The 25,697-nt window shown below is 60.6% G+C and carries 24 protein-coding genes; 11 read left to right on the forward strand and 13 right to left on the reverse strand.

Annotated elements, in window-relative coordinates:
* Positions 1-139: 139 nt before the first annotated feature.
* Entirely contained in the window at positions 140-1,438 is a 1,299-nt protein-coding gene (locus QMX88_RS00540) for an MFS transporter (RefSeq protein ID WP_282365396.1), read from the reverse strand.
* A gap of 380 nt (positions 1,439-1,818) precedes the next feature.
* Between QMX88_RS00540 and QMX88_RS00545 the strand changes: the two genes are divergently transcribed.
* Complete coding sequence (locus tag QMX88_RS00545; protein WP_093466337.1) at positions 1,819-2,220, forward strand: acyl-CoA thioesterase; 402 nt, start codon at positions 1,819-1,821, stop codon at positions 2,218-2,220.
* A gap of 108 nt (positions 2,221-2,328) precedes the next feature.
* On the forward strand, positions 2,329-3,240 hold the full coding sequence (locus tag QMX88_RS00550) for a D-hexose-6-phosphate mutarotase (protein WP_282365397.1): 912 nt from the start codon (positions 2,329-2,331) through the stop codon (positions 3,238-3,240).
* A gap of 156 nt (positions 3,241-3,396) precedes the next feature.
* On the opposite strand, the gene QMX88_RS00555 is transcribed toward QMX88_RS00550, so the two are convergent.
* The 5 genes from QMX88_RS00555 to QMX88_RS00575 form a co-directional block, all read right to left on the reverse strand.
* Complete coding sequence (locus QMX88_RS00555; RefSeq protein ID WP_122534198.1) at positions 3,397-3,933, reverse strand: DUF3299 domain-containing protein; 537 nt, start codon at positions 3,931-3,933, stop codon at positions 3,397-3,399.
* A gap of 79 nt (positions 3,934-4,012) precedes the next feature.
* The gene (locus tag QMX88_RS00560; protein WP_037016790.1) at positions 4,013-4,258 is read right to left on the reverse strand and encodes a GlsB/YeaQ/YmgE family stress response membrane protein; all 246 of its coding nucleotides are present in this window, start codon (positions 4,256-4,258) and stop codon (positions 4,013-4,015) included.
* Between the two features lie 224 nt (positions 4,259-4,482).
* Entirely contained in the window at positions 4,483-5,565 is a 1,083-nt protein-coding gene (locus QMX88_RS00565; RefSeq protein ID WP_192174543.1) for a 5-(carboxyamino)imidazole ribonucleotide synthase, read from the reverse strand.
* A 7-nt stretch (positions 5,566-5,572) separates the two neighbouring features.
* The gene (gene purE, locus QMX88_RS00570) at positions 5,573-6,064 is read right to left on the reverse strand and encodes a 5-(carboxyamino)imidazole ribonucleotide mutase (protein WP_065988179.1); all 492 of its coding nucleotides are present in this window, start codon (positions 6,062-6,064) and stop codon (positions 5,573-5,575) included.
* Positions 6,065-6,275: 211 nt separating this feature from the next.
* A complete protein-coding gene (locus QMX88_RS00575; protein ID WP_192174542.1) occupies positions 6,276-7,187 on the reverse strand; it encodes a LysR substrate-binding domain-containing protein in 912 nt (303 codons plus the stop codon).
* 211 nt (positions 7,188-7,398) lie between these two features.
* Between QMX88_RS00575 and QMX88_RS00580 the strand changes: the two genes are divergently transcribed.
* From QMX88_RS00580 to QMX88_RS00590, 3 genes are all read left to right on the forward strand, one after another.
* Positions 7,399-8,823, forward strand: coding sequence for an aspartate ammonia-lyase (locus tag QMX88_RS00580; RefSeq protein ID WP_282365398.1), 1,425 nt, complete (start codon positions 7,399-7,401; stop codon positions 8,821-8,823).
* Positions 8,824-9,026: 203 nt separating this feature from the next.
* Positions 9,027-10,481, forward strand: coding sequence for an alanine/glycine:cation symporter family protein (locus QMX88_RS00585; RefSeq protein WP_282365399.1), 1,455 nt, complete (start codon positions 9,027-9,029; stop codon positions 10,479-10,481).
* A gap of 30 nt (positions 10,482-10,511) precedes the next feature.
* The gene (locus QMX88_RS00590) at positions 10,512-11,516 is read left to right on the forward strand and encodes an asparaginase (protein ID WP_282365400.1); all 1,005 of its coding nucleotides are present in this window, start codon (positions 10,512-10,514) and stop codon (positions 11,514-11,516) included.
* 395 nt (positions 11,517-11,911) lie between these two features.
* Here the strand turns inward: QMX88_RS00590 and QMX88_RS00595 are convergent, their stop codons facing one another.
* A complete protein-coding gene (locus QMX88_RS00595; protein ID WP_442969421.1) occupies positions 11,912-12,778 on the reverse strand; it encodes a bestrophin family protein in 867 nt (288 codons plus the stop codon).
* 378 nt (positions 12,779-13,156) lie between these two features.
* Between QMX88_RS00595 and tkt the strand changes: the two genes are divergently transcribed.
* A complete protein-coding gene (gene tkt / locus QMX88_RS00600) occupies positions 13,157-15,157 on the forward strand; it encodes a transketolase (protein WP_442969422.1) in 2,001 nt (666 codons plus the stop codon).
* Between the two features lie 64 nt (positions 15,158-15,221).
* On the opposite strand, the gene QMX88_RS00605 is transcribed toward tkt, so the two are convergent.
* Positions 15,222-16,433, reverse strand: a complete 1,212-nt coding sequence (locus tag QMX88_RS00605) for a YeeE/YedE family protein (RefSeq protein WP_282365403.1) — start codon at positions 16,431-16,433, stop codon at positions 15,222-15,224.
* A 90-nt stretch (positions 16,434-16,523) separates the two neighbouring features.
* A complete protein-coding gene (gene pdxR / locus QMX88_RS00610; RefSeq protein ID WP_282365404.1) occupies positions 16,524-18,071 on the reverse strand; it encodes a MocR-like pyridoxine biosynthesis transcription factor PdxR in 1,548 nt (515 codons plus the stop codon).
* An 89-nt stretch (positions 18,072-18,160) separates the two neighbouring features.
* Here pdxR and QMX88_RS00615 point away from each other — a divergent pair, with 89 nt between their 5' ends.
* The 3 genes from QMX88_RS00615 to QMX88_RS00625 are packed head-to-tail and all read left to right on the forward strand — an operon-like array spanning position 18,161 to position 19,929.
* Positions 18,161-18,802 carry an FMN-binding negative transcriptional regulator gene (locus QMX88_RS00615; RefSeq protein WP_282365405.1) on the forward strand — a complete coding sequence of 214 codons (642 nt, stop codon included), beginning with the start codon at positions 18,161-18,163 and terminating at the stop codon, positions 18,800-18,802.
* The gene (locus tag QMX88_RS00620; protein ID WP_282365406.1) at positions 18,795-19,241 is read left to right on the forward strand and encodes a GNAT family N-acetyltransferase; all 447 of its coding nucleotides are present in this window, start codon (positions 18,795-18,797) and stop codon (positions 19,239-19,241) included. Before QMX88_RS00615 ends, QMX88_RS00620 begins: the two co-directional genes overlap by 8 nt.
* 16 nt (positions 19,242-19,257) lie before the next feature.
* A complete protein-coding gene (locus tag QMX88_RS00625) occupies positions 19,258-19,929 on the forward strand; it encodes a GNAT family N-acetyltransferase (RefSeq protein WP_282365407.1) in 672 nt (223 codons plus the stop codon).
* A gap of 131 nt (positions 19,930-20,060) precedes the next feature.
* Here QMX88_RS00625 and oadA read toward each other — a convergent pair whose 3' ends face one another.
* Both oadA and QMX88_RS00635 read right to left on the reverse strand, forming a co-directional pair.
* Complete coding sequence (gene oadA, locus QMX88_RS00630; protein ID WP_282365408.1) at positions 20,061-21,869, reverse strand: sodium-extruding oxaloacetate decarboxylase subunit alpha; 1,809 nt, start codon at positions 21,867-21,869, stop codon at positions 20,061-20,063.
* 102 nt (positions 21,870-21,971) lie between these two features.
* Complete coding sequence (locus tag QMX88_RS00635; RefSeq protein ID WP_282365409.1) at positions 21,972-23,387, reverse strand: acetyl-CoA carboxylase biotin carboxylase subunit; 1,416 nt, start codon at positions 23,385-23,387, stop codon at positions 21,972-21,974.
* 195 nt (positions 23,388-23,582) lie between these two features.
* On the opposite strand from QMX88_RS00635, the gene QMX88_RS00640 reads away from it, so the two are divergent.
* The gene (locus QMX88_RS00640) at positions 23,583-24,533 is read left to right on the forward strand and encodes a LysR family transcriptional regulator (protein WP_282365410.1); all 951 of its coding nucleotides are present in this window, start codon (positions 23,583-23,585) and stop codon (positions 24,531-24,533) included.
* On the opposite strand, the gene QMX88_RS00645 is transcribed toward QMX88_RS00640, so the two are convergent.
* Positions 24,487-24,714 (reverse strand): PA3496 family putative envelope integrity protein, encoded by a 228-nt coding sequence (locus tag QMX88_RS00645; RefSeq protein WP_192174528.1) that lies wholly within the window; start codon positions 24,712-24,714, stop codon positions 24,487-24,489. The genes QMX88_RS00640 and QMX88_RS00645 overlap by 47 nt on opposite strands.
* On the opposite strand from QMX88_RS00645, the gene QMX88_RS00650 reads away from it, so the two are divergent.
* Complete coding sequence (locus tag QMX88_RS00650) at positions 24,607-24,843, forward strand: hypothetical protein (protein ID WP_282365508.1); 237 nt, start codon at positions 24,607-24,609, stop codon at positions 24,841-24,843. The two genes, QMX88_RS00645 and QMX88_RS00650, sit on opposite strands and share 108 nt — an antisense overlap.
* Here QMX88_RS00650 and hexR read toward each other — a convergent pair.
* Entirely contained in the window at positions 24,824-25,690 is an 867-nt protein-coding gene (hexR, locus tag QMX88_RS00655) for a transcriptional regulator HexR (RefSeq protein WP_065988147.1), read from the reverse strand. The genes QMX88_RS00650 and hexR overlap by 20 nt on opposite strands.
* Between the last annotated feature and the right edge of the window lie 7 nt (positions 25,691-25,697).

Below are 25,697 nucleotides of genomic sequence, written 5' to 3' on the forward strand. Positions count from 1 at the left end.
CCTGGCGAGGTGAAGAGTGCCGCCATCGATGATGGCCATGTGACTACTCTATGACCGGAATATGACAATCAAATGAAAGGCCGCCAGTCATTACGACTGGCGGCCTTGGTTTCAGCAGGAGGATTTGCCGGTGGCTCGATCAGGACTCGACCGGCTTTCTCTTGATCAGGTAAACACCGATCCCCATGCCCATGGCGCAAAGAATCGCTACGTACCAAGCCGGGCCCATCGGGTTGGCCGCGAACATCAGGCTGACGACCATGGGCGTTAAGCCACCAAAGATGGCGTACGCCAAGTTGTAGGAAAACGACAGCCCGGTGAAGCGGATCACAGGCGGAAAGGCCTTGACCATGACGAACGGCACTGCGCCGATAGTGCCGACAAACAAGCCGGTGATTGCGTAGAGCGGATACAGCAGATCCGGGTGCGTGCCGATCATGTGGTAGAAGGTCCACGAACTCACCAGCAGACCGAGCGAGCCGAACAGGAACACCAGGCCCGCGCCGAGTCGGTCCGCCAGCGCGCCAGCCCCGATACATCCCAGACTCAGCAAGACAATGGCGAGGCTGTTGGCTTTGAGGGTGTCGGCAGGTGCGAACCCGTAGGCCTTCTGCAGCAGGGTCGGCGTCATCAGAATGACCACCACCACGCCGGCGGAGAGCAGCCAGGTCAGCAACATCGACAGGACGACGGCGCCGCGATGATCGCGCAGTACCGCTTTGAGCGGCACTTCTTCAGCCAGTTGCTTGCGCAATTGAAGCTCGGCGAACACCGGGGTTTCGTGCAGCCAGCGGCGCAGGTAAACCGACATCAGCCCGAAGACGCCACCGAGCAGGAAAGGAATCCGCCAGGCGTAGTCCGATACCTCAACGGGCGAGTAAACGCTGTTGATCCAGGTCGCGACCAGCGAGCCGAGCAAAATCCCGGCCGTCAGGCCGGACGTGAGGGTACCGCAGGCGTAACCGACGTTACGGGCGGGAACGTGTTCGGAAACGAATACCCACGCGCCAGGCACTTCGCCACCGATTGCGGCGCCCTGAATGACGCGCATCAGCAGCAGCAACATGGGGGCCCAGATGCCGATCTGCGCGTAAGTGGGCAGCAAGCCCATGATCAGCGTCGGCACGGCCATCAGGAAAATGCTGAGGGTGAACATTTTCTTGCGGCCCAGCAGATCGCCGAAGTGCGCCATGACGATGCCGCCCAGGGGCCGAGCCAGATAACCGGCGGCAAAAATGCCAAACGTTTGCATCAAACGCAGCCATTCGGGCATGTCTACGGGGAAAAACAGCTTGCCTACCACTGCTGCGAAGAATACGAAAATGATGAAGTCGTAGAACTCCAACGCGCCGCCCAGGGCAGACAGTGAAAGGGTTTTGTAATCGTTACGGTTTAACGGGCGCGAAGGCTGGGTGGCGCTTAAAGGCACAGAGGACATGACAGTGGCTTCTCTTTTGAGGCTCTCTTTGGGCGAAAAATCAACGGTGACTCAACCGTGGGTAACGGCTTCACACGCGATTTCTCGACTCGAAAAGTTAATCGGGCATCAAAATTGCGTGCCAAAAATGGCGTAGTGCGCCAAGTCGGTCCTGCACGATAGCAAATTGCGTACAAATGCACATGGATTGCAATGGCGCGAAGGCATCATGAAAAAGCGGCGGTCGTTTCATGACCGCGCGCCCGATATACTCGCCGGCCACGACTCAGCCGGTCTCTTCAGGGAAGTTGTGCGAAGCCATTTACCCAAGTCGTTTTCGCAGAGTTTCCCTTTAAACGAAATGAAGACTACCTAGAGTCATGGGTCAGAGGGACCCAATAATGATTGAGCTCGAACAAGAAGATCCGATACCGCAGGGCGATCTTGCCCTGCAGATTACCGCCCTGCCCCGCGAAACCAACGGCTTTGGCGACATTTTCGGCGGCTGGCTGGTTGCCCAGATGGACCTCGCCGGCACTGCCATGGCGAGCAAGGTGGCCGGCGGCCGTGTGGCGACTGTTGCCATCGACCGCATGGCGTTTCTGGTGCCCGTCGCGGTGGGCGCGCAGTTGTCGTTCTACACCCAGACCCTGGAAATCGGCCGCAGCTCGATTCAGATGATGGTCGAGGTGTGGAGCGATGATCCCCTGTCCAGCGAATGGCGCAAGGTGACCGAGGCGGTGTTCGTTTTTGTCGCCATCGACGGCAGCGGCCGTACCCGTTCGGTGCCGGCTCGACGCTGATCATCAAGCCCGGGTGGGCGCCGATGTGCCCGCCCTTGGCTTTGCGCAACAAACTCATCAAGCTTGGCGCAGTCTGATTCAGTCACTGTCCTTCGAGTGAGAACCCCCATGCCTACGTCAAACGTCGAATCCTTCCAGCTCGGTGAGCTTAATTGCTGGCGCATCCGCCACGGTCAGGCCGAACTGGTGATCGCCCAGCAAGGCGCGCACATCATCAGTTACCAGGTGGACGGCGATGAGCCGCTGATCTGGTCCAACCCGGGCGCGTTGTTCAAATCGGGCAAGCCTATTCGCGGCGGCATGCCTATCTGCTGGCCGTGGTTTGGCAATTTCCAGAAAAACCCGTCCAGCGTGCAGGCCATGCGCGAGAGCGACGAGCCGGCGAAGGCCCACGGCGAAGTTCGGGCGATCGACTGGGAGTTGATGGGCGTCGGTGAGGACGGCGACGCATTGATCGTCGAATTCATCCAGCCCCAGGCCGAGGGACATTTGTCGGGGTGGCCGCACACCGTTGGCCTGAAGCTGCACATCCGCCTGGATGCCGCACTGAATGTCAGTCTGGTGAGCTTCAACGCTGGCGCCGAAGACGTCACGCTGAGTCAGGCGCTGCACAGTTATTTCGCGGTGAGCGATGTGAGCCGGATCAGTATCGAAGGGCTGGATGGCGTCGAGTACCTGAACACACTGGAAAGCTGGGATACCCAGAACGTACAGGTGGGTGACATCACGTTCACTGGCGAGACGGACCGTATTTATCAGGACACGCCTGACCTGATTTCAGTGGTCGACCCGCAGTGGAAACGCCGGATTCAGATTCAGACGACGGCTTCGCAATCGGCCATCGTCTGGAACCCGTGGATCGACAAGACCAAAACCTTCGACGACATGCAGCCTGACGGCTGGAAGGGCATGGTGTGCGTTGAGACGGCCAACGTCCTGACCGACGTCGTGACGCTCAAGCCAGGTGATATGCATGCGTTGAGCGTCAGTATCTGGGCCGAGCCGTTGGCAGAGGCCTGACAACACTGCGCTATTTTGTAGGACCGGCTTTAGCCGGGAAGGGGCCGGTTTGAGCACCATCAATTTTGTGGTGTGACACCCGACGCCTTCCGGGCTAAAGCCAGTCCTACAATGCATCGAGCCGGACCCGCCGAATATGCGCGGTGTGTAAGCGCCCTACAAATCCGCCTCAACCACCACACGCACTTTCGATGCGTCCAGCGCATAGGCGGCGTCGGCGAGATCATTGCTGACCTTCTCCACCTTCAACGTGCCGATGACCCACAACGGTGTGTAGATGTCCGAGATCTTCAGGCCTTTCGGATAACGCACCAGCACCAGCTGATTCGGCGGCGGTGGCGGCACGTGGATGCAGGCGCCCGGGTACGGGACGAGGAAGAACAGCGTGCTGTGACCCTTCGCATCAGTCTCCAGCGGAACCGGATAGCCACCCAGGCGGATGGTTTTGTCGTTCATCGACGCGACGGTTTTGGTGGAATACATGACGGCAGGCAAGCCCTTGCTCTGCTTCAAACCGCCTTTACTGTCGAACGTGCCCTGGCCTTCCGGCGAGTTGTGGTCGATTTCGGGCATGGCTTCGAGGGCTTTCTGATCCGACTTCGGCATCAGTTCAAGCCAGTCGGTTTCGGGTAATTCAGCGGCGCGTACCAGTCCGCAGACCAGCAGCAGTGAAACGAAGAGGAGATGACGCATTGGAGATGCTCGGCGGGAGGAGTTGAGTGCCGGGCATTCTAGCCCTCTGCGCCGCAATAGCGCAGAGGGCCAGGCGTGCTTAACGCTTTTTAATCATGCCGTAGATCACCAGCAGGATGATCGCGCCGACAAGCGCACCGAGGAAACCTGCACCCTCGCCTGCGCGGTAGATACCCAGCGCCTGACCACCATAAGTGGCGGCCAGCGAGCCGCAGATACCGAGCAGGATGGTCATGATCCAGCCCATGCTGTCGTCGCCTGGCTTCAGAAAGCGCGCCAGCAGACCTACGATCAAGCCGATGAAGATGGTTCCGATGATTCCCATGCCATGTCCCTCTGTTTGAATGAATATGCCAAAGCCTAGCTGGCTATTGGCAACACGCTATGAGAGGTGTGGCCCGGCGAAATGGTTCAACAGGATATGAAGGACACTGTAGGAGCGAGCTTGCTCGCGATCACGCTGGGTCAGACAGCAATGATGTCGCGGACAAATGCTATCGCGAGCGAGCTCACTCCTGCGGAGGCGGTCAAGACTGGCCACCGCGGTGATCAGTTTTTGATCAGAGCCTCGACCTGCTTCACCTGACGATCCAGCGTCGCGCGGTCTTTGCTGCGCACGGTGGCGTGGCCGACCTTGCGCCCGGCTTTAAAGGCTTTGCCGTAGTGATGCAGGTGGCAATCTTCGACGGCAATGACCTGCTCCACTGCAGGCACTTCACCGATGAAGTTGAGCATCGCGCTTTCGCCGACCTTGGCCGTCGAACCCAGCGGCAGTCCGGCAACGGCGCGTAGATGGTTCTCGAACTGGCTGCACTCGGCGCCTTCGGTGGTCCAGTGACCCGAGTTGTGCACGCGCGGGGCGATTTCGTTGGCTTTCAAGCCGCCATCGACTTCGAAGAATTCAAAGGCCAGCACGCCCACATAATCGAGCTGCTTCAGCACGCGCCCGGCGTAATCTTCAGCCAGCGCCTGCAGCGGGTGATCGGTACTGGCGATCGACAAGCGCAGAATGCCGCTGTCGTGGGTGTTGTGGACCAGCGGATAGAAGCGGGTCTCGCCATCACGGGCGCGTACGGCGATCAGCGAGACTTCGCCCGTGAACGGCACGAAGCCTTCAAGCAGGCATGGCACGCTGCCCAGCTCGGCGAAGGTGTCGACTACGTCTTCGGGCGTGCGCAGGACTTTCTGGCCCTTGCCGTCGTAACCCAGCGTGCGGGTTTTCAACACGGCCGGCAGACCAATGCTGGCCACCGCAGCGTCCAGATCCGCCTGGGACTGGATGTCAGCGAACGCCGGCGTCGGGATGCCGAGGTCCTTGAACATGCTCTTTTCGAACCAGCGATCGCGGGCGATGCGCAGCGCTTCGGCACTCGGGTAAACCGGCACGAACTGCGAGAGGAAGGCGACGGTTTCTGCCGGCACGCTTTCGAACTCGAAGGTGACCAGATCGACATCATTCGCCAACTGGCGCAGGTGTTCCTGATCGCCGTAATCGGCGAGCAGATGCTCGCCAAGCGCAGCGGCGCAGGCGTCCGGCGCGGGGTCAAGGAAGGCGAAGTTCATCCCCAGCGGGGTCCCCGCCAGTGCCAACATGCGACCCAACTGGCCGCCACCGATTACGCCGATCTTCATGAAAACCTCAGGCCTCGCGTGGGTCTGGATTGTCCAGAACGCTGTCTGTCTGCTCAGCGCGGAATGTCTTCAGCACTGCGTGGAAGTGTGGGTGCTTGGCGCCCAGGATACTGGCCGACAACAGCGCGGCGTTGATCGCGCCCGCTTTGCCAATGGCCAGGGTCGCGACCGGAATGCCGGCAGGCATCTGAACGATGGAGAGTAATGAATCAACGCCCGACAGCATGGAAGACTGCACCGGCACACCCAGAACGGGCAGATGAGTCTTGGCAGCGCACATGCCAGGCAGGTGAGCGGCGCCACCGGCACCGGCGATGATCACCTCGATGCCACGGCCTTCGGCTTCCTCGGCGTACTTGAACAGCAGATCAGGCGTGCGGTGCGCCGAGACCACTTTGACTTCGTACGGAATGCCGAGCTTTTCAAGCATGTCGGCGGTGTGGCTAAGGGTGGACCAATCGGACTTGGAGCCCATGATCACGCCAACCAGTGCGCTCATCGTCGTGCCTCTCATCGGGCGCCCGCAGGCGCGGCTAAAAACAACAAGCCACGCGGGAAAACCGGCGTGGCTTGTCGTACAAATTATGACCAGTCGAACCGGCCGAAGGCCGCGGAGTATACCGCAAAGAGTCTCGTTTGACAGACTGCCCGCGACCTCCTGTCAGCCTACCAAACCGGCCCACGGAAGCCCGGATTTACTGACTCCGAAGTCAGGCGGCTGGCGAGCTGCCGCCCGCTTCCAGCTTGCGCCACAACAGCCGGACATTGGCCTTGCGAACCAGCGCGCATCGGTACAGCCGAATCTCCAGCGGGACGTGCCACTGAGTGCCGCCGCAGATCACCAGTTCTCCCCGTTCGAGCTCAGCCGTCACGCTCAGGCGCGGCACCCACGCGATACCCAGCCCCTGGAGCGCCATGCCCTTGAGGCTGTCGGCCATCGCCGTTTCGTAAATCGTCGTGAAGCGCACGCTGCGCTGGCGCAACAGAAGGTTCACCGAGCGACCCAGAAACGCACCCGCGCTGTACGCCAGCAGCGGCACGCTCTGTTCCCCTTCCAGGTCGAACAGCGGACGCCCCTCTTCATCGGTTGAGCAGACTGGCAGCATTTCGGTCACGCCCAGGTGCAGCGACGGGAATATCTCGGCGTCCATCTGCAGCGCGGCGTCGGGGTCGTAGAACGCCAGCATCAGATCGCAGCCGCCTTCACGCAGCGCATGCACCGCGTCGCCGACGTTAGTAGCGACCAGGCGCGTGGCGATATTCAGCCCTTCGTTGCGCAGTTGCGCGATCCAGCGCGGGAAGAAGCTCAGCGCCAGCGAGTGGGCAGCGGCGATCTGCATGACCTCGCCCTGCCCGCTTTCCAGATGGTGCAAATGACGTAGCACCTCGCCGAGCTGGTCGACCACTGTCCTGGCGGTGACGAGGAATAACTGCCCCGCCGCCGTCAGCTCGATTGGCGTGCGCGAGCGATTGACCAGCGTCAGGCCAAGGGCCGCTTCAAGGCTGCGAATGCGCCGGCTGAAGGCCGGTTGCGTGACGAACCGACGCTCCGCCGCCTGGGAAAAACTGCGGGTCGCGGCCAGCGCGCTGAAGTCTTCCAGCCATTTGCTTTCCAGGTTCATCGTTTCTCCAGCCTTAAAAGTTGCGCATTCGCGGGTGCGAACAGGAGCCTCATACACTGATTCACACGCTCGTCACAATCCCCGCGTCACAGCGACATTATGCCGATTGTGCATAGGGCAGCGTTTTACAGCATTGGTCCAGAATAGCCCACAGGCCTAGTATCAAGGGCGTTCCGGCTTAGTCCGTGCCCATCTTGAGACTTTCTCTATCATGTCCTCCGCTGCATCATTTCGCATCGAAAAAGACTTGCTTGGCGTTCTCGAAGTACCCGCTGAAGCGTATTACGGCATCCAGACCCTGCGCGCAGTGCACAACTTCCGCCTCTCTGGCGTTCCGCTTTCGCACTACCCCAAGCTGGTCGTAGCGCTGGCGATGGTCAAGCAGGCAGCAGCGGATGCAAACCATCAGCTGGGCCATTTGAGCAACGAGAAGCATGCGGGCATCAGCGAAGCCTGCGCACGGCTGATCCGCGGTGATTTCCACGATCAGTTCGTCGTCGACATGATTCAAGGCGGCGCCGGCACCTCCACCAACATGAACGCCAACGAAGTCATCGCCAACATCGCGCTTGAAGCGATGGGCCATGCCAAGGGCGAATACAAATACCTGCACCCGAACAACGATGTGAACATGGCGCAGTCCACCAACGACGCCTACCCCACGGCCATTCGCCTGGGTTTGCTGTTGGGCCACGACGCACTGCTCGCCAGCCTCGACAGCCTGATTCAGGCGTTCGCGGCCAAAGGTCACGAGTTCAACCACGTGTTGAAAATGGGCCGTACCCAATTGCAAGACGCGGTGCCAATGACCCTGGGTCAGGAATTCCGCGCCTTCGCCACCACTTTGACTGAAGACCTCAATCGCCTGCGCAGTCTGGCGCCTGAGCTGCTGACCGAAGTCAATCTGGGCGGCACTGCCATCGGTACCGGCATCAACGCCGACCCCGGTTATCAGCACCTGGCCGTTCAGCGTCTGGCGACCATCAGCGGCCAGCCGCTGGTGCCGGCTGCCGACCTGATTGAAGCCACCTCCGACATGGGCGCTTTCGTGCTGTTCTCCGGCATGCTCAAGCGCACTGCAGTCAAGCTGTCGAAGATCTGCAACGACCTGCGCCTGCTCTCCAGCGGCCCGCGCACCGGCATCAACGAAATCAATCTTCCGGCGCGTCAGCCAGGCAGCTCGATCATGCCGGGCAAGGTCAATCCGGTGATTCCGGAGGCGGTGAACATGTGCGCCTTCGAAATCATGGGCAACGACCTGGCGCTGACCATCGCTGCCGAAGGCGGCCAGTTGCAGCTCAACGTGATGGAGCCGTTGATCGCCTACAAGATCTTCGACTCGATTCGCCTGCTGCAGCGCGCCATGGACATGCTGCGCGAGCACTGCATCGTCGGCATCACCGCCAACGAAGTGCGCTGCCGTGAACTGGTCGAGCACTCGATCGGCCTCGTCACTGCGCTGAACCCGTACATCGGTTACGAAAACGCCACTCGTATCGCCCGCGTCGCCTTGGAAACAGGCCGTGGCGTGCTGGAGCTGGTGCGCGAAGAGGGCTTGCTCGATGACGTCATGCTGGCGGACATCCTGCGCCCCGAGAACATGATTGCGCCGCGACTCGTGCCCTTGAAGGCTTGATCCGTCCGGCCCCCTTGCGACACTTGCAACACGATCACCAGGCTGAGGGTCTAGACACCCCTCACCCTTTTGAGGGCCGGGAGCACACGCTTCCAGGCCCTTTTTTTTGCCCGGCGTCATTTGGGCATGAAACAAACCGGATAAAGACTCCAATAACGCGCGCCGGTATAGTGCGCACCCTCTAAGAAAGCGAGGAAACACCAATGCTTGAAGTCATCAACGACTTCCTCTCGGGAAAAGTACTGATCGTGCTCATTGTTGGGCTCGGTGGATATTTCACGATTCGCTCGCGTTTCGTTCAGTTCCGTCACTTCTTTCACATGTTCGCGGTGTTCCGCGACAGTCTGCGTAGCAGCGCGGGCCAATTGAGTTCGTTCCAGGCCCTGATGCTGAGCCTTGCCGGCCGCGTCGGCGCTGGTAACATCGCAGGCGTCGGCATCGCGGTCACCCTCGGCGGACCCGGCGCGGTGTTCTGGATGTGGGTCACTGCCCTTGTCGGCATGGCGAGCAGCTTTTTCGAATGCTCCCTCGGCCAGCTGTACAAACGCTGCGACGCCGAAGGCCAATACCGCGGCGGCCCGTCGTATTACATTCAGCACGGCCTGGGCAAACGCTGGCTGGGCATGATCATGGCGGTGCTGTTGCTGGTGACCTTCGGGTTCGCCTTCAACGGCCTGCAATCCCATGCCGTGACCCACTCGCTCAACGACGCCTTCAAGATCTCGCCAAGCTACGCCGGCGTCGGTCTGGCGATTCTGCTGGGCCTGGTGTTCGTCGGCGGGATCAAGCGCATCGCCAAGGTCGCCGACCTGCTGGTGCCGATCAAGACGCTGGTTTACATCGCCGTCACGCTGTATGTCATCGGCGTGCAGTTCGAACACGTTCCGCACATGCTGATGACCATCGTCAAAAGCGCGTTCGGCATGGATGAAGTGTTCGGTGGCCTGATCGGCAGTGCCATTGTCATGGGCGTCAAACGTGGCGTCTTCGCCAACGAAGCCGGCCTGGGCAGCGCACCCAACGTGGCAGCGGTGGCTCAGGTCGAGCACCCGGTGGCACAAGGTGTGGTTCAGGCGTTCAGCGTGTTCCTCGACACCTTCGTCATCTGCACCTGCACCGCGTTGCTGATCCTGCTGTCGGGTTTCTATACCCCCGGCTTCGAAGGTGATGGCATTGCCCTGACGCAGAACTCCCTCGCCGCCGTCGTCGGTGACTGGGGCAAGCTGTTCATCAGTGTGGCACTGGCGCTGTTCGTGTTCACCTCGATTCTCTACAACTACTACCTGGGCGAAAACAGCCTGCGCTTCTTGCTGGGCGAGAACCGCAAGGCGATCTTCGGCTACCGCGTGTTGGTTCTGGCGTTGATCTTGTGGGGTGCGGTCGAGGATCTGGGCACGGTGTTCGCCTTCGCCGACATCACCATGACGCTGCTGGCCTTCGTCAACCTGATCGCGCTGGCGATGCTGTTCAAAATCGCGCTGCGGGTGCTGAAAGACTACGATGCCCAGCGTAAAGCCGGCATCAAAACGCCGGTTTTCGACTCCAGCCAGTTCCCCGATCTGGACCTGGATCTGAAAGCCTGGCCAAAGCCCGGTGCTGCGCAGCCTGCAGCGCACGCGGCAGCGATCAGCGGCAAACCGGTCACGGACGCGCGTTGATCATTTGAACGTCAATCAAGGGAGACAGGCATGAATCGCGAAAACCACGCATCAGCCCGCCAGGTAATGGTCCTGTATACCGGTGGAACCATCGGCATGCAGGCCAGCGAAAACGGGCTGGCACCTGCCTCCGGCTTTGAGGCACGCATGGCTGAGCAGCTGGCTGCACTGCCCGAAATGGTGGTGCCCCAGTGGTCATTCCGCGAAATGTCCCCCCTGATCGACAGCGCCAACATGACGCCCACCTACTGGCAGCGATTGCGTGAGGCGGTGGTCGATGCAATTGAAGCGCAGGGGTGCGACGCCGTGCTGATCCTGCACGGTACCGATACCCTGGCTTACAGCGCAGCGGCCATGAGTTTTCAACTGCTGGGCCTGAGTGCCCCTGTGGTGTTCACCGGTTCAATGTTGCCAGCGGGCGTTCCCGACAGTGATGCCTGGGAAAACGTCAACGGCGCCTTGCAGGCTTTGGGGCAAGGGCTTGCCGTGGGAGTGCATCTGTACTTCCACGGGGAGCTGCTGGAACCGACTCGTTGCGCAAAGATTCGCAGCTTCGGCCGTAATCCTTTCGCGGCGCTTAATCGCGCCCGGGGTGGTGAGGCCGTATCGACATTGCCTGCGGCACTGGACTATCGCCAGCCCAAGCAACTGGCGAACGTTGCGGTGCTGCCGCTGTTTCCCGGCATCGGCGCTGCTCAGCTAGACGGTTTGATCGACAGCGGTATCCAGAGTCTTGTGCTGGAATGCTTCGGCAACGGCACAGGGCCTAGCGATGATGTCGACTTCCTCGCCAGCCTTCAGCGTGCTCACCAGAAAGGCATCGTGGTCGTGGCGATTACTCAATGCCACGAAGGCGGCGTCGAACTGGATGTGTATGAGGCCGGCAGCCGGCTGCGGGGCGTCGGGGTGCTGTCCGGCGGCGGCATGACCCGCGAAGCCGCGTTTGGCAAGCTGCATGCGCTGCTGGGGGCTGGACTGGAGGGGGATGAAGTGCGGCGGCTTGTTGAGCTGGACATGTGTGGCGAGTTGCGTTGAGCGAGTAGCGCCGCTCAGATAATCGTCTGCAGGCCTTTGTCGGCGATGAACAAGGACATTTCGCAAGGTCGGTAACCCGCAACGGGCCGCAAATTACCCGGCGTCCAGACACTTTGCTCGCGCAGCAAACCCAATCCTGTGGGAGTGAGCTTGCTCACGAAGACGGCATTTCAGCCGCTGAAGATTCAGCGCACCTTCCCACCTCTTCGCGAGCAAGGTGGAACGCCACCCCGGTCGCTCCCACAACTCGTGTAACAACAGGTGCATTTGCGGTGGCTTCATTCTTGATGCAAAAGCGGCCTCTCGACCGCTGGATAGCTCGCGGATAGAGCATCCTCTCAGTCCAGATGCGCCTAGCGTCGTTCATGCCCTCTCAGAGCAAGGGCATGACCTCATCACGAATAAGCCACCTCAACCGGCCGCTTGTCCATCGCATCCTGCAGCATTGAATTCAGATTGCCGGAGATGTTTTCGCACAGCGCTTTCATCTGGATCTCGTGCTCGGAGGCTTTGAACGGGCTTTGCAAGTCAGTGCCGATTTTCTCGATTGCCAGCAGCATGAAGCCGACCACGGTGGACGCCAGCGGCGTGAACCAGCCCAGCGTTTCGACCAGACCAATCGGCACGATGATGCAGAACAGCGTGATGAACAGGCGCGGAAACGTCACGTACGGGTAAGGCAACGGGGTATTGGCGATGCGCTCCATGCCGCCTTGGTTGTTGGAGATTTCCACCAGCGTCGCTTCGAGCCGTTCCAGACGAATGCTGTCCAGGCGGCCGGCCTTGTATTCCTGAGCGATGATCGCCGCGGACTCATTGAGAATCGCGTTGGGGAAGTTGTTGGTGCGCGTGCGGCGCTCATACTCTTCCCGGGAAATCATCGCGGTGACCTGCTCGCCACAATCACTGCCCTTCAAATGGGCCGACAGGCATTCGACAAAAGCGACGTGCCGACGCAACAGCGTGGCCTTGACCGGGTTCAGGCCGTCCTCGTCATCAATGAACGTCAACACCTGCCGGGCGAAGCTGCGGGAGTTATTCACCAGCGCACCCCATAACGTGCGCGCCTCCCACCAGCGGTTATACGCGCTGGTGTTGCGGAAGCTGGTCAGCACGACCAGCGCAGAACCCAACAGGGTCAGGGGCATCGATGGGAGGGTGATCTTGCGATCCAGAAACAGCATGAAGTCGACGGTGACGACGACGTCCCAAATCAGCAGCCAGAACAAAGACCAGCCGATGTAGGTAAACGTCCGGATCATGGCCCGGTACTTCTTGACGATCAATTCCTGCAAAAGCCACCTCCGCAATGCGCTTAAACCGGTCGGCAAAGGCTCGACCCAAGGCTTCGAATACGTGAGAACAACTTCGTTCGTTACGCCCACAGGCTATATGTAACCAAATACGAGCGGAAAGCTGAATCGCTTCTCCACCGGGTCGACTGACAGATTGTTCATGGAACGATCACAGCCTCCGAGGGCTCAACACCTATCTGGATGCTTCCGCTACCCGTCACGAGGAGAACGTTAATGAGCTCGTCTGCCAACTCTCACTCCACCGAACGATCAGGCGCAGTGCGCACGTTTACGCCGCACACCGACCGCGACCAACTGACCATCAACACCATTCGCACCCTGGCCATGGATGCGGTGCAAAAAGCCAATTCCGGGCACCCCGGCACGCCGATGGCGCTTGCCCCTGTGGGCTACACGCTGTGGAAAGATTTCCTGCGCTACCACCCGGAACACCCTGACTGGCCAAACCGCGACCGCTTCGTGCTATCGGTCGGTCACGCTTCAATGCTGCTTTATTCACTGCTGCACCTGGCCGGTGTGATCGAGATCGACGAGCACGGCAAGCCATCGGGCAAACCTGCGGTGAGCCTTGAGGACATCAAGCAGTTTCGCCAGATGGACTCCAAAACCCCGGGCCACCCCGAATACCGCATGACCACCGGCGTGGAGACCACCACTGGCCCGCTGGGTCAGGGTTGCGCCAACAGCGTCGGCATGGCGATGGGCGAGCGCTGGCTGGGCGAACACTTCAACACGCCGGGCGCGACGCTGTTCGATTACAACGTTTACGTGCTCTGCGGCGACGGCGACATGATGGAGGGCGTCACCGCAGAAGCGGCCTCACTTGCCGGTCATTTGAAGCTGTCGAATCTGTGCTGGATTTACGACAACAACACCATCAGCATCGAAGGTCATACCGAGCTGGCTTACAGCGACGATGTGCAGAAGCGTTTCGAGGGCTACGGCTGGAAAACCCTGCACGTCAAAGACGCCAATGACGCCAGTGCGCTGGCAAAAGCGCTGCAGACCTTTCAGCAAACCAGCGATGCACCAACCCTGATCGTGGTCGACAGCGTCATCGGCTTTGGCTCGCCCAACAAACACAATACGTCTGCCGCCCACGGCGAACCGCTGGGCGATGAAGAAATCAAGCTGACCAAAAAAGCCTACGGCTGGGACGAAAACAGCAGCTTCCTGGTGCCGGAAGACGCTCGCCATTACCTGCGGGATGCGCTGCTGGAACGTAGCGGCGGCGATTACGACGCCTGGCTTGAGACCTTCAACCAGTTTGAAAAGGACCGGCCTGACCTCGCCAATCAGCTTAAGCGCATGCGTGCCGGTGAGATGCCCGAAGGCTGGCAAGATAAGCAGATGAATTTTGAAGCCGACGCCAAAGGCATTGCCTCGCGCGCGTCGGGTGGCAAGGTGCTGAACGCATTTGCCGAGCAGATTCCTTGGCTGATCGGTGGCTCCGCAGACCTTTCGCCGTCGACCAAAACCAATCTGACGTTCGACGGAGCCGGTAGCTTCGAAGCGGGCAATTACAGCGGTCGAAACCTGCACTTCGGTATCCGCGAACATGCCATGGGCTCAATCGCGAACGGCTTGGCCCTGTCCTATATCCGCCCCTACACCTCCACCTTTCTGGTGTTCAGCGATTACATGAAGCCGCCGATTCGTCTGGCGTCGATCATGGAATTGCCGGTTATTTTCGTCTTTACCCATGACTCCATCGGCGTCGGCGAAGACGGCCCGACACACCAGCCCATCGAGCAACTGACTCAGCTGCGGGCAACACCCGGTGTGCTGACGATTCGTCCGGGCGATGCCAACGAAACGGCCGAAGCCTGGAAAATAGCGCTGGCGCAAACCAGCAGACCGTCCTGCCTGGTGCTCTCCCGCCAGCCGTTGCCGACCCTTGATCGCTCGAAATACGCCGCCGCCGAGGGCCTGACTAAAGGCGCGTACGTGCTGGCCGATGCGATAGAAGGCAAAGTGGACGTGATCTTGATCGCCACTGGCAGCGAGGTCGGCATGACCGTCGAAGCGTTCGAGACGCTCAAAGCCGAAGGGGTTGCGGCGCGAGTAGTGTCGATGCCGAGCTGGGAATTGTTCGAGGATCAGGACAAGGCCTATCGCGACGGCGTGCTGCCGCCGGACGTCAAAGCCCGAGTCGTGGTGGAACAGGCAGGGCCTGTGGGCTGGGATCGGTATGTCGGTCAGACCGGCGCGAAGGTTGTGATGAACACCTTCGGTGCGTCGGCCCCGATCGAGAAGCTGCAGGCCAAGTATGGATTCACGGCGGAAAACATCGCCAAGCTGGCGAAGGAGCAGATCGCCGGTTAATCCTGTGTAAGAGCGCTTGCCCGCACCTCGCGGGCAAGCGCCCTCCCTCCTTCAGAACCCTCGATCAGCACCCTGTCAAAACAGCCGGACGACGCTCGCCCTCAAAGAATATCGGCCGAATCCGCACACCCACTGCGTTGCCCGCAAAGGCAGCGACCAGCCAGAGCCAGCCGTGCAGGCTGCCTGAGGCGATCCCGCTGAAGTACGCGCCAATGTTGCAGCCGTACGCCAGGCGCGAACCGTAACCCAGCAACAGCCCGCCAATCACTGCAGCGATCAACGAGCGCGTCGGGATTTTCAGACTCGGAGCGAATCGTCCTGCAAGGCCTGCCGCCACCGCCGCGCCCAACATGATGCCGATGTCCATGACGGTGGTGATGTCCTCCCACACCGGCGCGGCCAGCGCCTTGGCATTCGCTGGCATCTGCCAGAACGGCCAACTGCCCACGTCCACCCCCAGACCACCGGCGACTTTCGCACCCCACAGCGCGAAGGCCGAGGTGATGCCCCAAGGGCGACCCGCCAATGCCAGCGTGGCGTAGTTGAGCAGCGCCAAGCCGACCGCGCCCCACACCAGCGGCCACGGCCCGCGAAAGAAACGGCGCACGCCAACATGCTCACTGGTGACGGCCGCTTCCAGCTGTCCGTGCCGACGCTTTTCCAGCTTGACGGTGACAAGGGCAATGATCGCGAACAGCGCCAGGCTCATCAGCAACGCAGGGATCACGCCGAAGGTTTTAACGATGGAAGTGGCGGGGAACGACGGCAACGAGAACCACCAATCGACGTGATGCGTGGCGATCAGCGAGCCAATGATGAAGAACAGCAAGGTTACGAGCATCCGCGCATTGCCGCCGCCGACGGTGAACAACGTGCCGGACGCACAGCCGCCGCCCATTTGCATGCCGATGCCAAAGATGAAGGCGCCGAAGACAACCGACACGCCCGCCGGGGCCACAAGGCCGGTGACCGGCGTGCCGAACAGCGTACCGGCACCCAGCGCGGGGAAGAACAGCAACACCGCGACGGCCAGCATCACCATCTGCGCGCGCAAGCCGGCGCCGCGTCGCTCGTTGATGAATACCCGCCAGGCCGAGGTGAAGCCGAAGGCGGCGTGATAGAGCGTGAGGCCCAGCGCCGCGCCGACGATCAGCAACAGCACTTGCCTGACGCCAACGGCGGATTGCAAAAACAGAGCGCCGACCACCAGCAAAAGGAAAGCGATCAGCGGCGCGCCGAGCTTGCGCTGCGGCGCCGCGGAGAGAGGAAGACTCATGGGCGTATCTCGAAGAAGGATTGCGATGGGCGCGAGTATACGCCGGTGCCTGCTGGATGACGCGCCAGGCCGCCATCGGGTTCACCAAGATCAAACCCGCCATGCACTTCGCAATCGCGCCAGCGCCGAGGCGATATCGGCCTCAGGCACCGCTGCAAACCCCAGGACCAGACCGGCCCGATCATCCACCGGCGTCTCTGACCCCGGCAGCCAATACTCACTCAACGGCGCGACCTCGACGCCGACACTTTCCGCCTTGGCGACCAGTTCCGTTTCACGCTCTAACGTATCCACTGCGACGGTCACATGCAGCCCTGCAACGGGCTTGATCATCGGGCTGCAACCCGCAAGCTCCTTGGGCCAGCCGGCCAGTAATGCATCGCGTCGACTCAACGCAGCCCGGCGCATGCGGCGGATGTGCCGCTGAAAGTGACCCGCCGCGATGAACTCGGCCATGACCATCTGTGTGCCCACCTCGGAATGACGCATGTCCACGGCCCGGCGCCGGCTGAACGGCTCAACCAGGTTGCGCGGCAACACCAGATAACCCAGGCGCAGCGCCGGAAATGCGACCTTGCCGAATGTCCCGACGTACAGCACGCGACCGCTGCGATCCAGCGCTGCCAACGGCGCCAGCGGGGCGCCGCTGTAGCGGTATTCGCCGTCGTAGTCGTCTTCGACGATCCAGCTTTGATTGCGCTCGGCCCACGCGAGCAGTTCAAGCCGCCGAGCCAGACTCATCGTCACGCCCAGCGGGTATTGGTGAGAGGGCGTCACGTACGCCAACTTGCAGCCAGAGTCACCCAGAGCCGGACTGCGCATGCCCTCGTCGTCAACCGCCATGCCCTGCAACCTGGCGCCAGCCACCCCGAAGGCATGACCGGCCGCGCGATAGCCCGGATTTTCGATCGCCACCACGTCGCCCTGCTCAAGCAGCAGCTGTGCACAAAGGGTAATCGCCTGTTGCGCGCCATTGGTGATCACAATTTGCTCAGGTGCGCAGCGCAGGTCGCGAGAAGTCCTCAGATAAGCCGCGATCAGCTCCCGCAGCCGCCATTCGCCAGCCGGGTCGCCGTAGCCAAGATGTTGGAGGCCCGGCTTACGCCAGAAAGCCGCGTGCAGCTTGCCCCACGTGTCGAAAGGGAACAGATCGAATGCCGGAACCCCCGTTCGAAACGCCTTCGGTAGGCCACTTTTCGGAGGCCGTAAATGATGCTGATCAAGCGTGTGCATCGCTGTGCTGTGGATAAGATTGTTGGACAGTTCAGCGTTCGAAACAGGCAGTTTTGTGGATAACCCTGTTGATAAGCTTGGTGATAACCCTGTGGACAGTTGTGTGGATAGTTTTTTTGCAGCGGGCGATTTTTCTCTCAACAGTGCGACGTAAGTGCCGTCCCCGACGCGGCTTTCGGTAAAGCCTTCGGCGTAAAGCTGGTCATAAGCGCGCACCACGCTGTTGCGGGAGATGCCGAGGGATAACGCCAGATCCCGGCTCGCCGGCAAGCGCGTGCCACCGGACAAGCGACCGTCGAGGATGCGCTCGCGCAGTGTCTGATAGAGCTGGCGGCTAAGACCCTGGCGGCGGTTCAGCTCAATGCCGGCAAAATCAAACGTCAGCGCAGGCGTGGGTGCGCGCATGGGATTGGCCCTATGAGATAGACCATTAATGGCTCTTACAACGAACCAATAGGCTGCCTAGGATTGACTCAGCCGCCAAGGAAAATCTCATGTACATGCCCAGTTATTTCAAAGACGAAGACTTCGCCAGCCTACACGGACAGATAGAAGCCACACGCCTGGCTACTCTGGTCACCTTTGACGAGACCGGACTGCAGGCGAGTCATATTCCCTTGTTGCTCGAACCGACTCAGGGTCCGCAAGGCACGCTGTACGGGCATCTGGCCAAGGCCAATCCGCAATGGAAAGCCCTCCAGACGGGCGCTGAAGCACTGCTGATTTTCCAGGGTGCAGACGCTTACATCAGCCCGTCTTTCTACGCCGCCAAGGCCGAGCACGGCAAAGTAGTGCCCACCTGGAATTACCTGGCGGTGCACGCCTACGGCCGTGCCGATGTGTTCACTGATCCCGAGCGACTGTTGCGGATTGTCACCGGCCTGACCGACAAGCACGAAGCAAGCCGCGCCGAGCCTTGGGCTGTCAGCGACGCACCCGCCGATTACATCGAGAAAATGCTCAACGGCATCGTCGGCTTCGCGATCCCCATCGAGCGGCTGGAAGGCAAGCGCAAGCTCAACCAGAACCGCAGCGCCGCAGACATCGCCGGCGTGAGCAAAGGCCTGGCACTCAGCCAGGACCCATCCGATCAGAAAATCGCTCAGTTGATGAGCCAGGGAGCACCGCGTGTCTGACCTCCACATCCGTCCCGTCACCGCCGAAGATCACGACGCCTGGTTTCCGTTGTGGCAGGCCTATCTCACCTTCTACAAAACCACGCTGGCCGATGCGGTTTCACAGAGCACCTGGCAGCGGTTTGTGGACAGCAGCGAGCCCACCAACGCTGCTCTCGCCTGGCAGGACGGCAAGGCGGTGGGCATGGTGCATTTCATTTATCACCGCTCCAACTGGAGCATCAGCAATGCCTGCTACTTGCAGGACTTGCTGGTGGTACCGGAACAGCGCGGCACGGGCATTGGCCGCCAGCTGATCGAATATGTCTACGCGACCGCCAAACGGGACGGTGCCGACAAAGTCCACTGGCTCACCCACGAGACCAACGCAACCGCCATTCAGCTCTACGAGCGCATCGCTGAGCGCCCGGGCTATATTCAATTTCGCAAACCGTTGTAAGACAGGGACTCTCGACATGTCGGATCTTGAAAACTGGCAACCGGCCAAGCTGCCGGATACCCGCACACTGCAAGGACGCTTTATTCGTCTGGAAAAATTGAACGCCGCCCGCCATGGCGATGGGCTGTGGGATGCACTGGAAGGCCCGGCCGCAGACCGCAAATTATGGGATTACCTGTTCGTGGGCCCGTTTCCAGAGCGCGGCGCATTCGATGACTATCTCGCAGGACTGGAAGGCTCGACCGATCCTTGGTTCTACACCGTCATCGATCAACAGACCGGCGCCATCAACGGTTTTCTGGGCTTGATGTCGATTTTCCCGAGCGCGGGCCGCATCGAAATTGGCCATGTGACCTTCGGCGCCTCAATGCAACGCACCCCCAAGGCAACGGAAGCGGTTTACCTACTGGCGAGGGAATCCTTCGCGCTGGGCAATCGTCGTCTGGAATGGAAATGTAACGCCAACAACGCCCGTTCCAAGCGTGCGGCGGAGCGCTTCGGATTCAGCTTCGAGGGCACTTTCCGTCAGCATTCCGTGTTCAAAGGTCAGAATCGGGATACGGCCTGGTACTCGATCATCGACAGCGAATGGCCTGCAATACAACAGGCGTTCGAAGCATGGCTGGCTGTGGATAACTTCCAGAACGGTGAGCAAATCAGGACGCTTGAGCAACTGCGCCACCGCTGAGAGCGTCGAGTCCCACAGCCGGAGACGCTTGGCTGAAGCAAAAAAAAGAGGAGCCACGAGAGCTCCCCCAGAGGTAACTGTTCAGCCTGCCGCATCTGTGCGCGGCGGGCTGTTATCTATGCAGTGGGTTATCAGCCCTCGATCTCGACCAGAATCTCGCCCGGGTTAACCCGATCGCCTTTCGCGACATGGATGGCCACGACCTTGCCAGCGACTGCCGCCTGAACTTCGGTCTCCATCTTCATCGCTTCGGTAATCAGTACCGCCTGACCGGCGCGAACGCTGTCGCCCTCCTTCACCAGCACGTCGACGATATTGCCCGGCATCGAAGTGCTGACATGGCCTGGCTTACTGGCCTGGGCACGCTTGCCAATACCGCTGCCGACAAACTCGTTGAGCGGCTCGAACACCACTTCTTCCGGCATGCCGTCGATGGACAGATAGAAGTGACGCTTGCCCTCGGCCTTGACGCCCACACCGGTGATATCAACGCGGTAGCTTTCACCGTGAACGTCGATGACGAATTCGGTCGGGACGCCCTCGCCGCCCGCCTTCGCCACTGCGCCCGGCTCTGGAATCGGCAGCAACGGCTCTGGCGCCAGCGTGCCCGCCGTACGTTCTTCGAGAAACTTACGCCCGATGTCCGGGAACATGGCGTAGGTCAGCACGTCTTCTTCGCTGGTGGCCAACGCGCCGATCTCGCCGCGCAGCTTGGTCATCTCCGGCTTGAGCAGGTCGGCCGGGCGCACGTCGATCAGCTCTTCGTTGCCGATGGCCTGACGGCGCAGCGTCTCGTCCACCTGCCCCGGCGCCTTGCCATAGCCGCCAGTGAGGTAAAGCTTCACTTCGTTGGTGATGGTTTTGTAACGCTCGCCGGCCAATACGTTGAAGAACGCCTGGGTGCCGACGATCTGTGAAGTCGGCGTCACCAGCGGCGGGTAGCCCAAGTCTTTGCGCACTCGCGGAATCTCGGCCAGCACTTCGCCCATGCGGTTCAACGCGCCCTGCTCTTTGAGCTGGTTGGCGAGGTTGGAGATCATGCCGCCCGGCACCTGGTTGACCTGCACGCGGGTATCGACCGCCGTGAATTCGCTTTCGAACTGGTGATACTTCTTACGCACCGCGTAGAAATACAGGCCGATTTCCTGCAGCAGTTCCAGGTCCAGGCCGGTGTCGAATTCGCTGCCTTTAAGGGCCGCGACCATCGACTCAGTACCCGGATGGCTGGTACCCCAGGCGAAACTGGAGATCGCGGTGTCGATGTGGTCAGCACCGTTTTCGATGGCCTTCAACTGGCACATCGCGGCCAGGCCGGCCGTGTCGTGGGAGTGAATGAACACCGGCAGCGATTGCTCGGCCTTCAGCGCCTTGACCAACTCGCCCGTGGCATAGGGAGTCAGCAGACCGGCCATGTCCTTGATCGCGACGGAATCACAACCCATCGCTTCCATCTCTTTGGCCTGCGCCACAAACGCGCCGATGGTGTGCACCGGGCTGGTGGTGTACGCGATCGTGCCCTGGGCATGTTTGCCGGAAGCCTTCACCGCTTCCACCGCCACGCGCAGATTGCGCACGTCGTTCATGGCATCGAAGATGCGGAACACGTCGATACCGTTGTCCGCCGCCTTGGCGACGAATGCCTTGACCACGTCATCGCTGTAGTGCCGATACCCCAGCAGGTTCTGACCGCGAAGCAGCATTTGCAGACGCGTGTTGGGCAGCGCCGCGCGCAACTGGCGCAAACGCTCCCACGGGTCTTCCTTCAGAAAGCGCACACAGGCGTCGAAGGTCGCGCCGCCCCACACTTCCAGCGACCAGTAGCCGACTTTGTCGAGCTTGCCGCAGATCGGCAGCATGTCCTCGGTGCGCATGCGGGTCGCCAAAAGAGACTGGTGGGCGTCGCGCAGAATGGTGTCGGTGACGAAGATTTTCTTGGACATGTTCGGATCTCCTTTTAGCTTCAAGCGGCAAGCTACAAGCGGCAAGTCACAGCGGATCGGCTTCAACTTGCAGCTTGCGGCTTAGCGCTTGCAGCTGGCTTTTTATAAGCCCGCGTGGGCAGCGATGGCGGCGGCGATGGCCAGGGCCAGCTCTTCGGGTTTGCGCTTGATCGAGTAATTGGTGAGCTCGGGATGGCTCTCCACGAAGCTGGTATTGAACTGGCCGCTGCGGAATTCCGGGTTACGCAGGATTTCCTGGTAATACGCGGCCGTGGTCTTCACCCCTTGCAGACGCATGTCATCCAGCGCACGCAGGCCGCGGTCCATTGCCTCCTCCCAGGTCAGCGCCCAGACGATCAGCTTCAGGCACATGGAGTCGTAATACGGCGGAATGGTGTAGCCGGTGTAAATCGCCGTATCGGTGCGCACGCCGGGGCCGCCGGGCGCGTAGTAACGGGTGATCTTGCCGAAGCTCGGCAGGAAGTTGTTCTTCGGGTCTTCCGCGTTGATGCGGAACTGCAACGCGAAACCACGATGGATGATGTCTTCCTGCTTCACCGACAGCGGCAGTCCCGAGGCGATGCGGATCTGCTCGCGGACGATGTCGATCCCGGTGATTTCCTCGGTGATCGTGTGCTCGACCTGTACGCGGGTGTTCATCTCCATGAAGTACACCTCGCCCTCGGCCAGCAGGAACTCCACGGTGCCGGCGTTCTCGTAGCCCACGGCCTTGGCGGCGCGCACGGACAAGTCGCCGATGTAGGCGCGCTGCTCCGGCGTCAGTTGCGGGCTTGGGGCGATTTCGATGAGCTTCTGGTTGCGGCGCTGGATCGAGCAATCACGCTCGAACAGGTGCACGACGTTGCCGAAGCTGTCGCCAAGGATCTGCGCTTCGATGTGCTTGGGATTGACGATGCACTTTTCGAGAAAGACCTCAGCCTTGCCGAATGCCTTGGTGGCCTCGGAAATGACTCGAGGAAACGCCTGCTCCAGCTCTTCCCGGCTGTTGCAGCGACGAATGCCGCGCCCGCCGCCGCCCGAGGTGGCTTTGAGCATGACGGGGTAACCGATGCGATCGCCTTCAGCCAGTGCTTCGGCGATGTCGGCCACGTTGCCTTCCGTGCCGGGCGTCACCGGCACGCCGGCCTTGATCATGCTGCGGCGAGCTTCGGTCTTGTCGCCCATGCGGCGGATCACTTCAGCGGACGGGCCGATGAACTTGATACCCCGTTCGGCGCAGATATCCGCCAGCTCTGCGTTTTCCGAGAGAAAACCATAGCCGGGGTGCAACGCGTCGCAGCCGGTTTCAACGGCGAGGTTCACCAGCTTGCGCGGGTTCAAATAGCCTTCAAGGGGCTCCGAGCCGATGCCAAAGGCTTCGTCGGCACGCTTCACATGGAGCGCGTGCCGGTCCGCGTCGGAATAGATCGCCACCGAGCGGATGCCCATTTCGGCGCAAGCGCGCACGATCCGAACAGCGATTTCCCCACGGTTGGCGATCAGGATTTTTTTTATCACTGGTATTTCCTCGACCGATTAGCAGACGGACCAGATGGCTGGCCAATACCGCGCGACATTCCGTTACTGCATGTTGCTCGCAGGTGAAGCCACCCTATGACGAATCAGCAATTAACAAAAATGAGTAAATATTGGGTGAACCATAAGCAAAACCTTATAGTTCCCGATATCAACTAAACGGCTAGGGCTGGAAAAATGCGTAAGTCATTGATGCGAATGACATTGCGTCAATTGCGGATCTTCAATGAGGTCTGTGATTTGCGCTCTTACAGTCGCGCAGCTGAGGAAATGTCGCTGACCCAGCCGGCGGTGAGCCTGCAGATGCGCCAGTTGGAAGAGTTGATCGGCCAGCCGCTGTTCGAATACGTGGGTAAGAAGCTCTACCTGACGGAAGCCGCCGAAGCGCTGCAGCTTGCCAGTCGCGACATCTTCGGTCGGCTGGAGAACCTCGACATGCAGCTCTCCGACATGCAGGGCTCCCTGCAGGGGCAGCTCAAACTGGCGATTGAATCCAGCGCAAAGTATTTCGTTCCCCACCTGTTTGCAGCTTTCAAGCGCAAATACCCGGAAGTCATGCTCAACCTCACGGTCGTCAATCGGGCGCAGGTGATTCGGCGGCTGTCGGATAACCGTGATGATCTGGTCGTCATGTCGATGGTCCCACAGGACATGGGCCTGGAGTTTTTGCCCTTCCTGAATAACCCGATCGTTGCCGTAGCGCAGCCGGACCATCCGCTGACGCTATTGCCCAATCCGGCACTGAAGGATCTGGAGGCAGCAACGCTGGTGGTTCGCGAACAGGGTTCAGGGACGCGCAAGGCCTGCGAGGAGTATTTCAAGGAGAAGCGCATTCATTTCGAGCACACGCTGGAGGTGTCCTCGGCCGAGGCGCAGCGCGAATGCGTGGTGGCGGGGCTGGGCGTCGCACTGCTGACGCGCCATGCGCTGAGCCTGGAACTTGCCACTGGCACGCTGATTGAGCTGCCAGTGGCCGAATTGCCGCTGTACCGAAGTTGGTGCGTCGTACAGGCACGGGACAAACGTCTGTCGCCGGTGGCTCACGCGTTCCTGTCATTCATTCGGACGGAGCGTACGCAGATCAGCGAGCTGGTCGCGCGCTTTGATGGCCACCTTCCGAAGCGCTAGCGCTCTGCCAGAAGTGAGCGGTGGCGCCATCCAGGTAGCTCGACAGCTCCTGATTCAGGCGGCGTTCTTCTGAATGGCTTTCGATCGCACGCCGGAACGCCATACGGCGCTGGTCTTCCTGCTGACGGCGAGTTTTTGTGGAGGTGCTGTGCTGCTGCGAGTCATCGTAGTGCCGAGGCATATCCTGTCTCCCATTCGTGTGCGGGAGTACAGAGTGGCGGGACGCGGTGACGATCAGACGTCGGAAGCGTTACAGGTTGGTGAAGGTTTCGGCGCTACGCGAGTTCAGATCAATCTTCAGACGATTTGATCGACTTCGGCGACAACCGCAGGCTGCGCAAGCTGCGCTTCACGCTCTTGAGGTGATTGACCAGGCTCGGACCGCGCGCCATCGCAACGCCCATCGCCAAGACATCAATGACCACCAGATGCGCAATACGCGAGGTCAGCGGCGTATAGATTTCGGTGTCTTCGTGCACGTCGATGGCGAGATTGACCGTGGACAGCTCGGCCAGTGGCGTCTGACTCGGGCACAGGGTGATCAGGTTGGCGCCGCTTTCGCGCACCAGGTTGGCGGTGATCAGCAAGTCCTTTGAGCGACCGGACTGGGAAATACACACCGCGACGTCCGTAGGCTTGAGCGTCACAGCCGACATCGCCTGCATGTGCGGATCGGAGTAAGACGCTGCCGTCAGTAACAGACGGAAGAATTTGTGCTGGGCGTCAGCCGCGACTGCGCCCGATGCGCCGAAGCCGTAGAACTCGACACGATGCGCCGCCGCCATGACCGTCACCGCTGCCTGCAAAGCATGGGGGTCGAGCTTTTCGCGCACTTCTATCAGCGTGTGCAGCGTGGTGTCGAAAATCTTCAGGCTGTAATCGGCGACGGAATCGTCTTCGTGGATGGCGAACTGGCCGAAGCTCGCGCCAGCGGCAAGGCTTTGCGCCAGCTTGAGTTTCAGGTCCTGAAAGCCGGTGCAGCCAATGGCGCGACAGAAACGCACGATGGTCGGCTCGCTGATACCGACCGCATGCGCCAGATCGGCCATGGAGCTGTGCATCACGGCCGCCGGATCGAGCAGCACGTGATCGGCTACTTTCAGCTCCGACTTGCGCAAGAGATGGCGTGACTGGGCGATGTGCTGCAACAGATTCAAAGGACAG

It is taken from the genome of Pseudomonas sp. PS02290 (genome assembly GCF_029960075.1).
In the GTDB taxonomy this organism is placed as follows: domain Bacteria; phylum Pseudomonadota; class Gammaproteobacteria; order Pseudomonadales; family Pseudomonadaceae; genus Aquipseudomonas.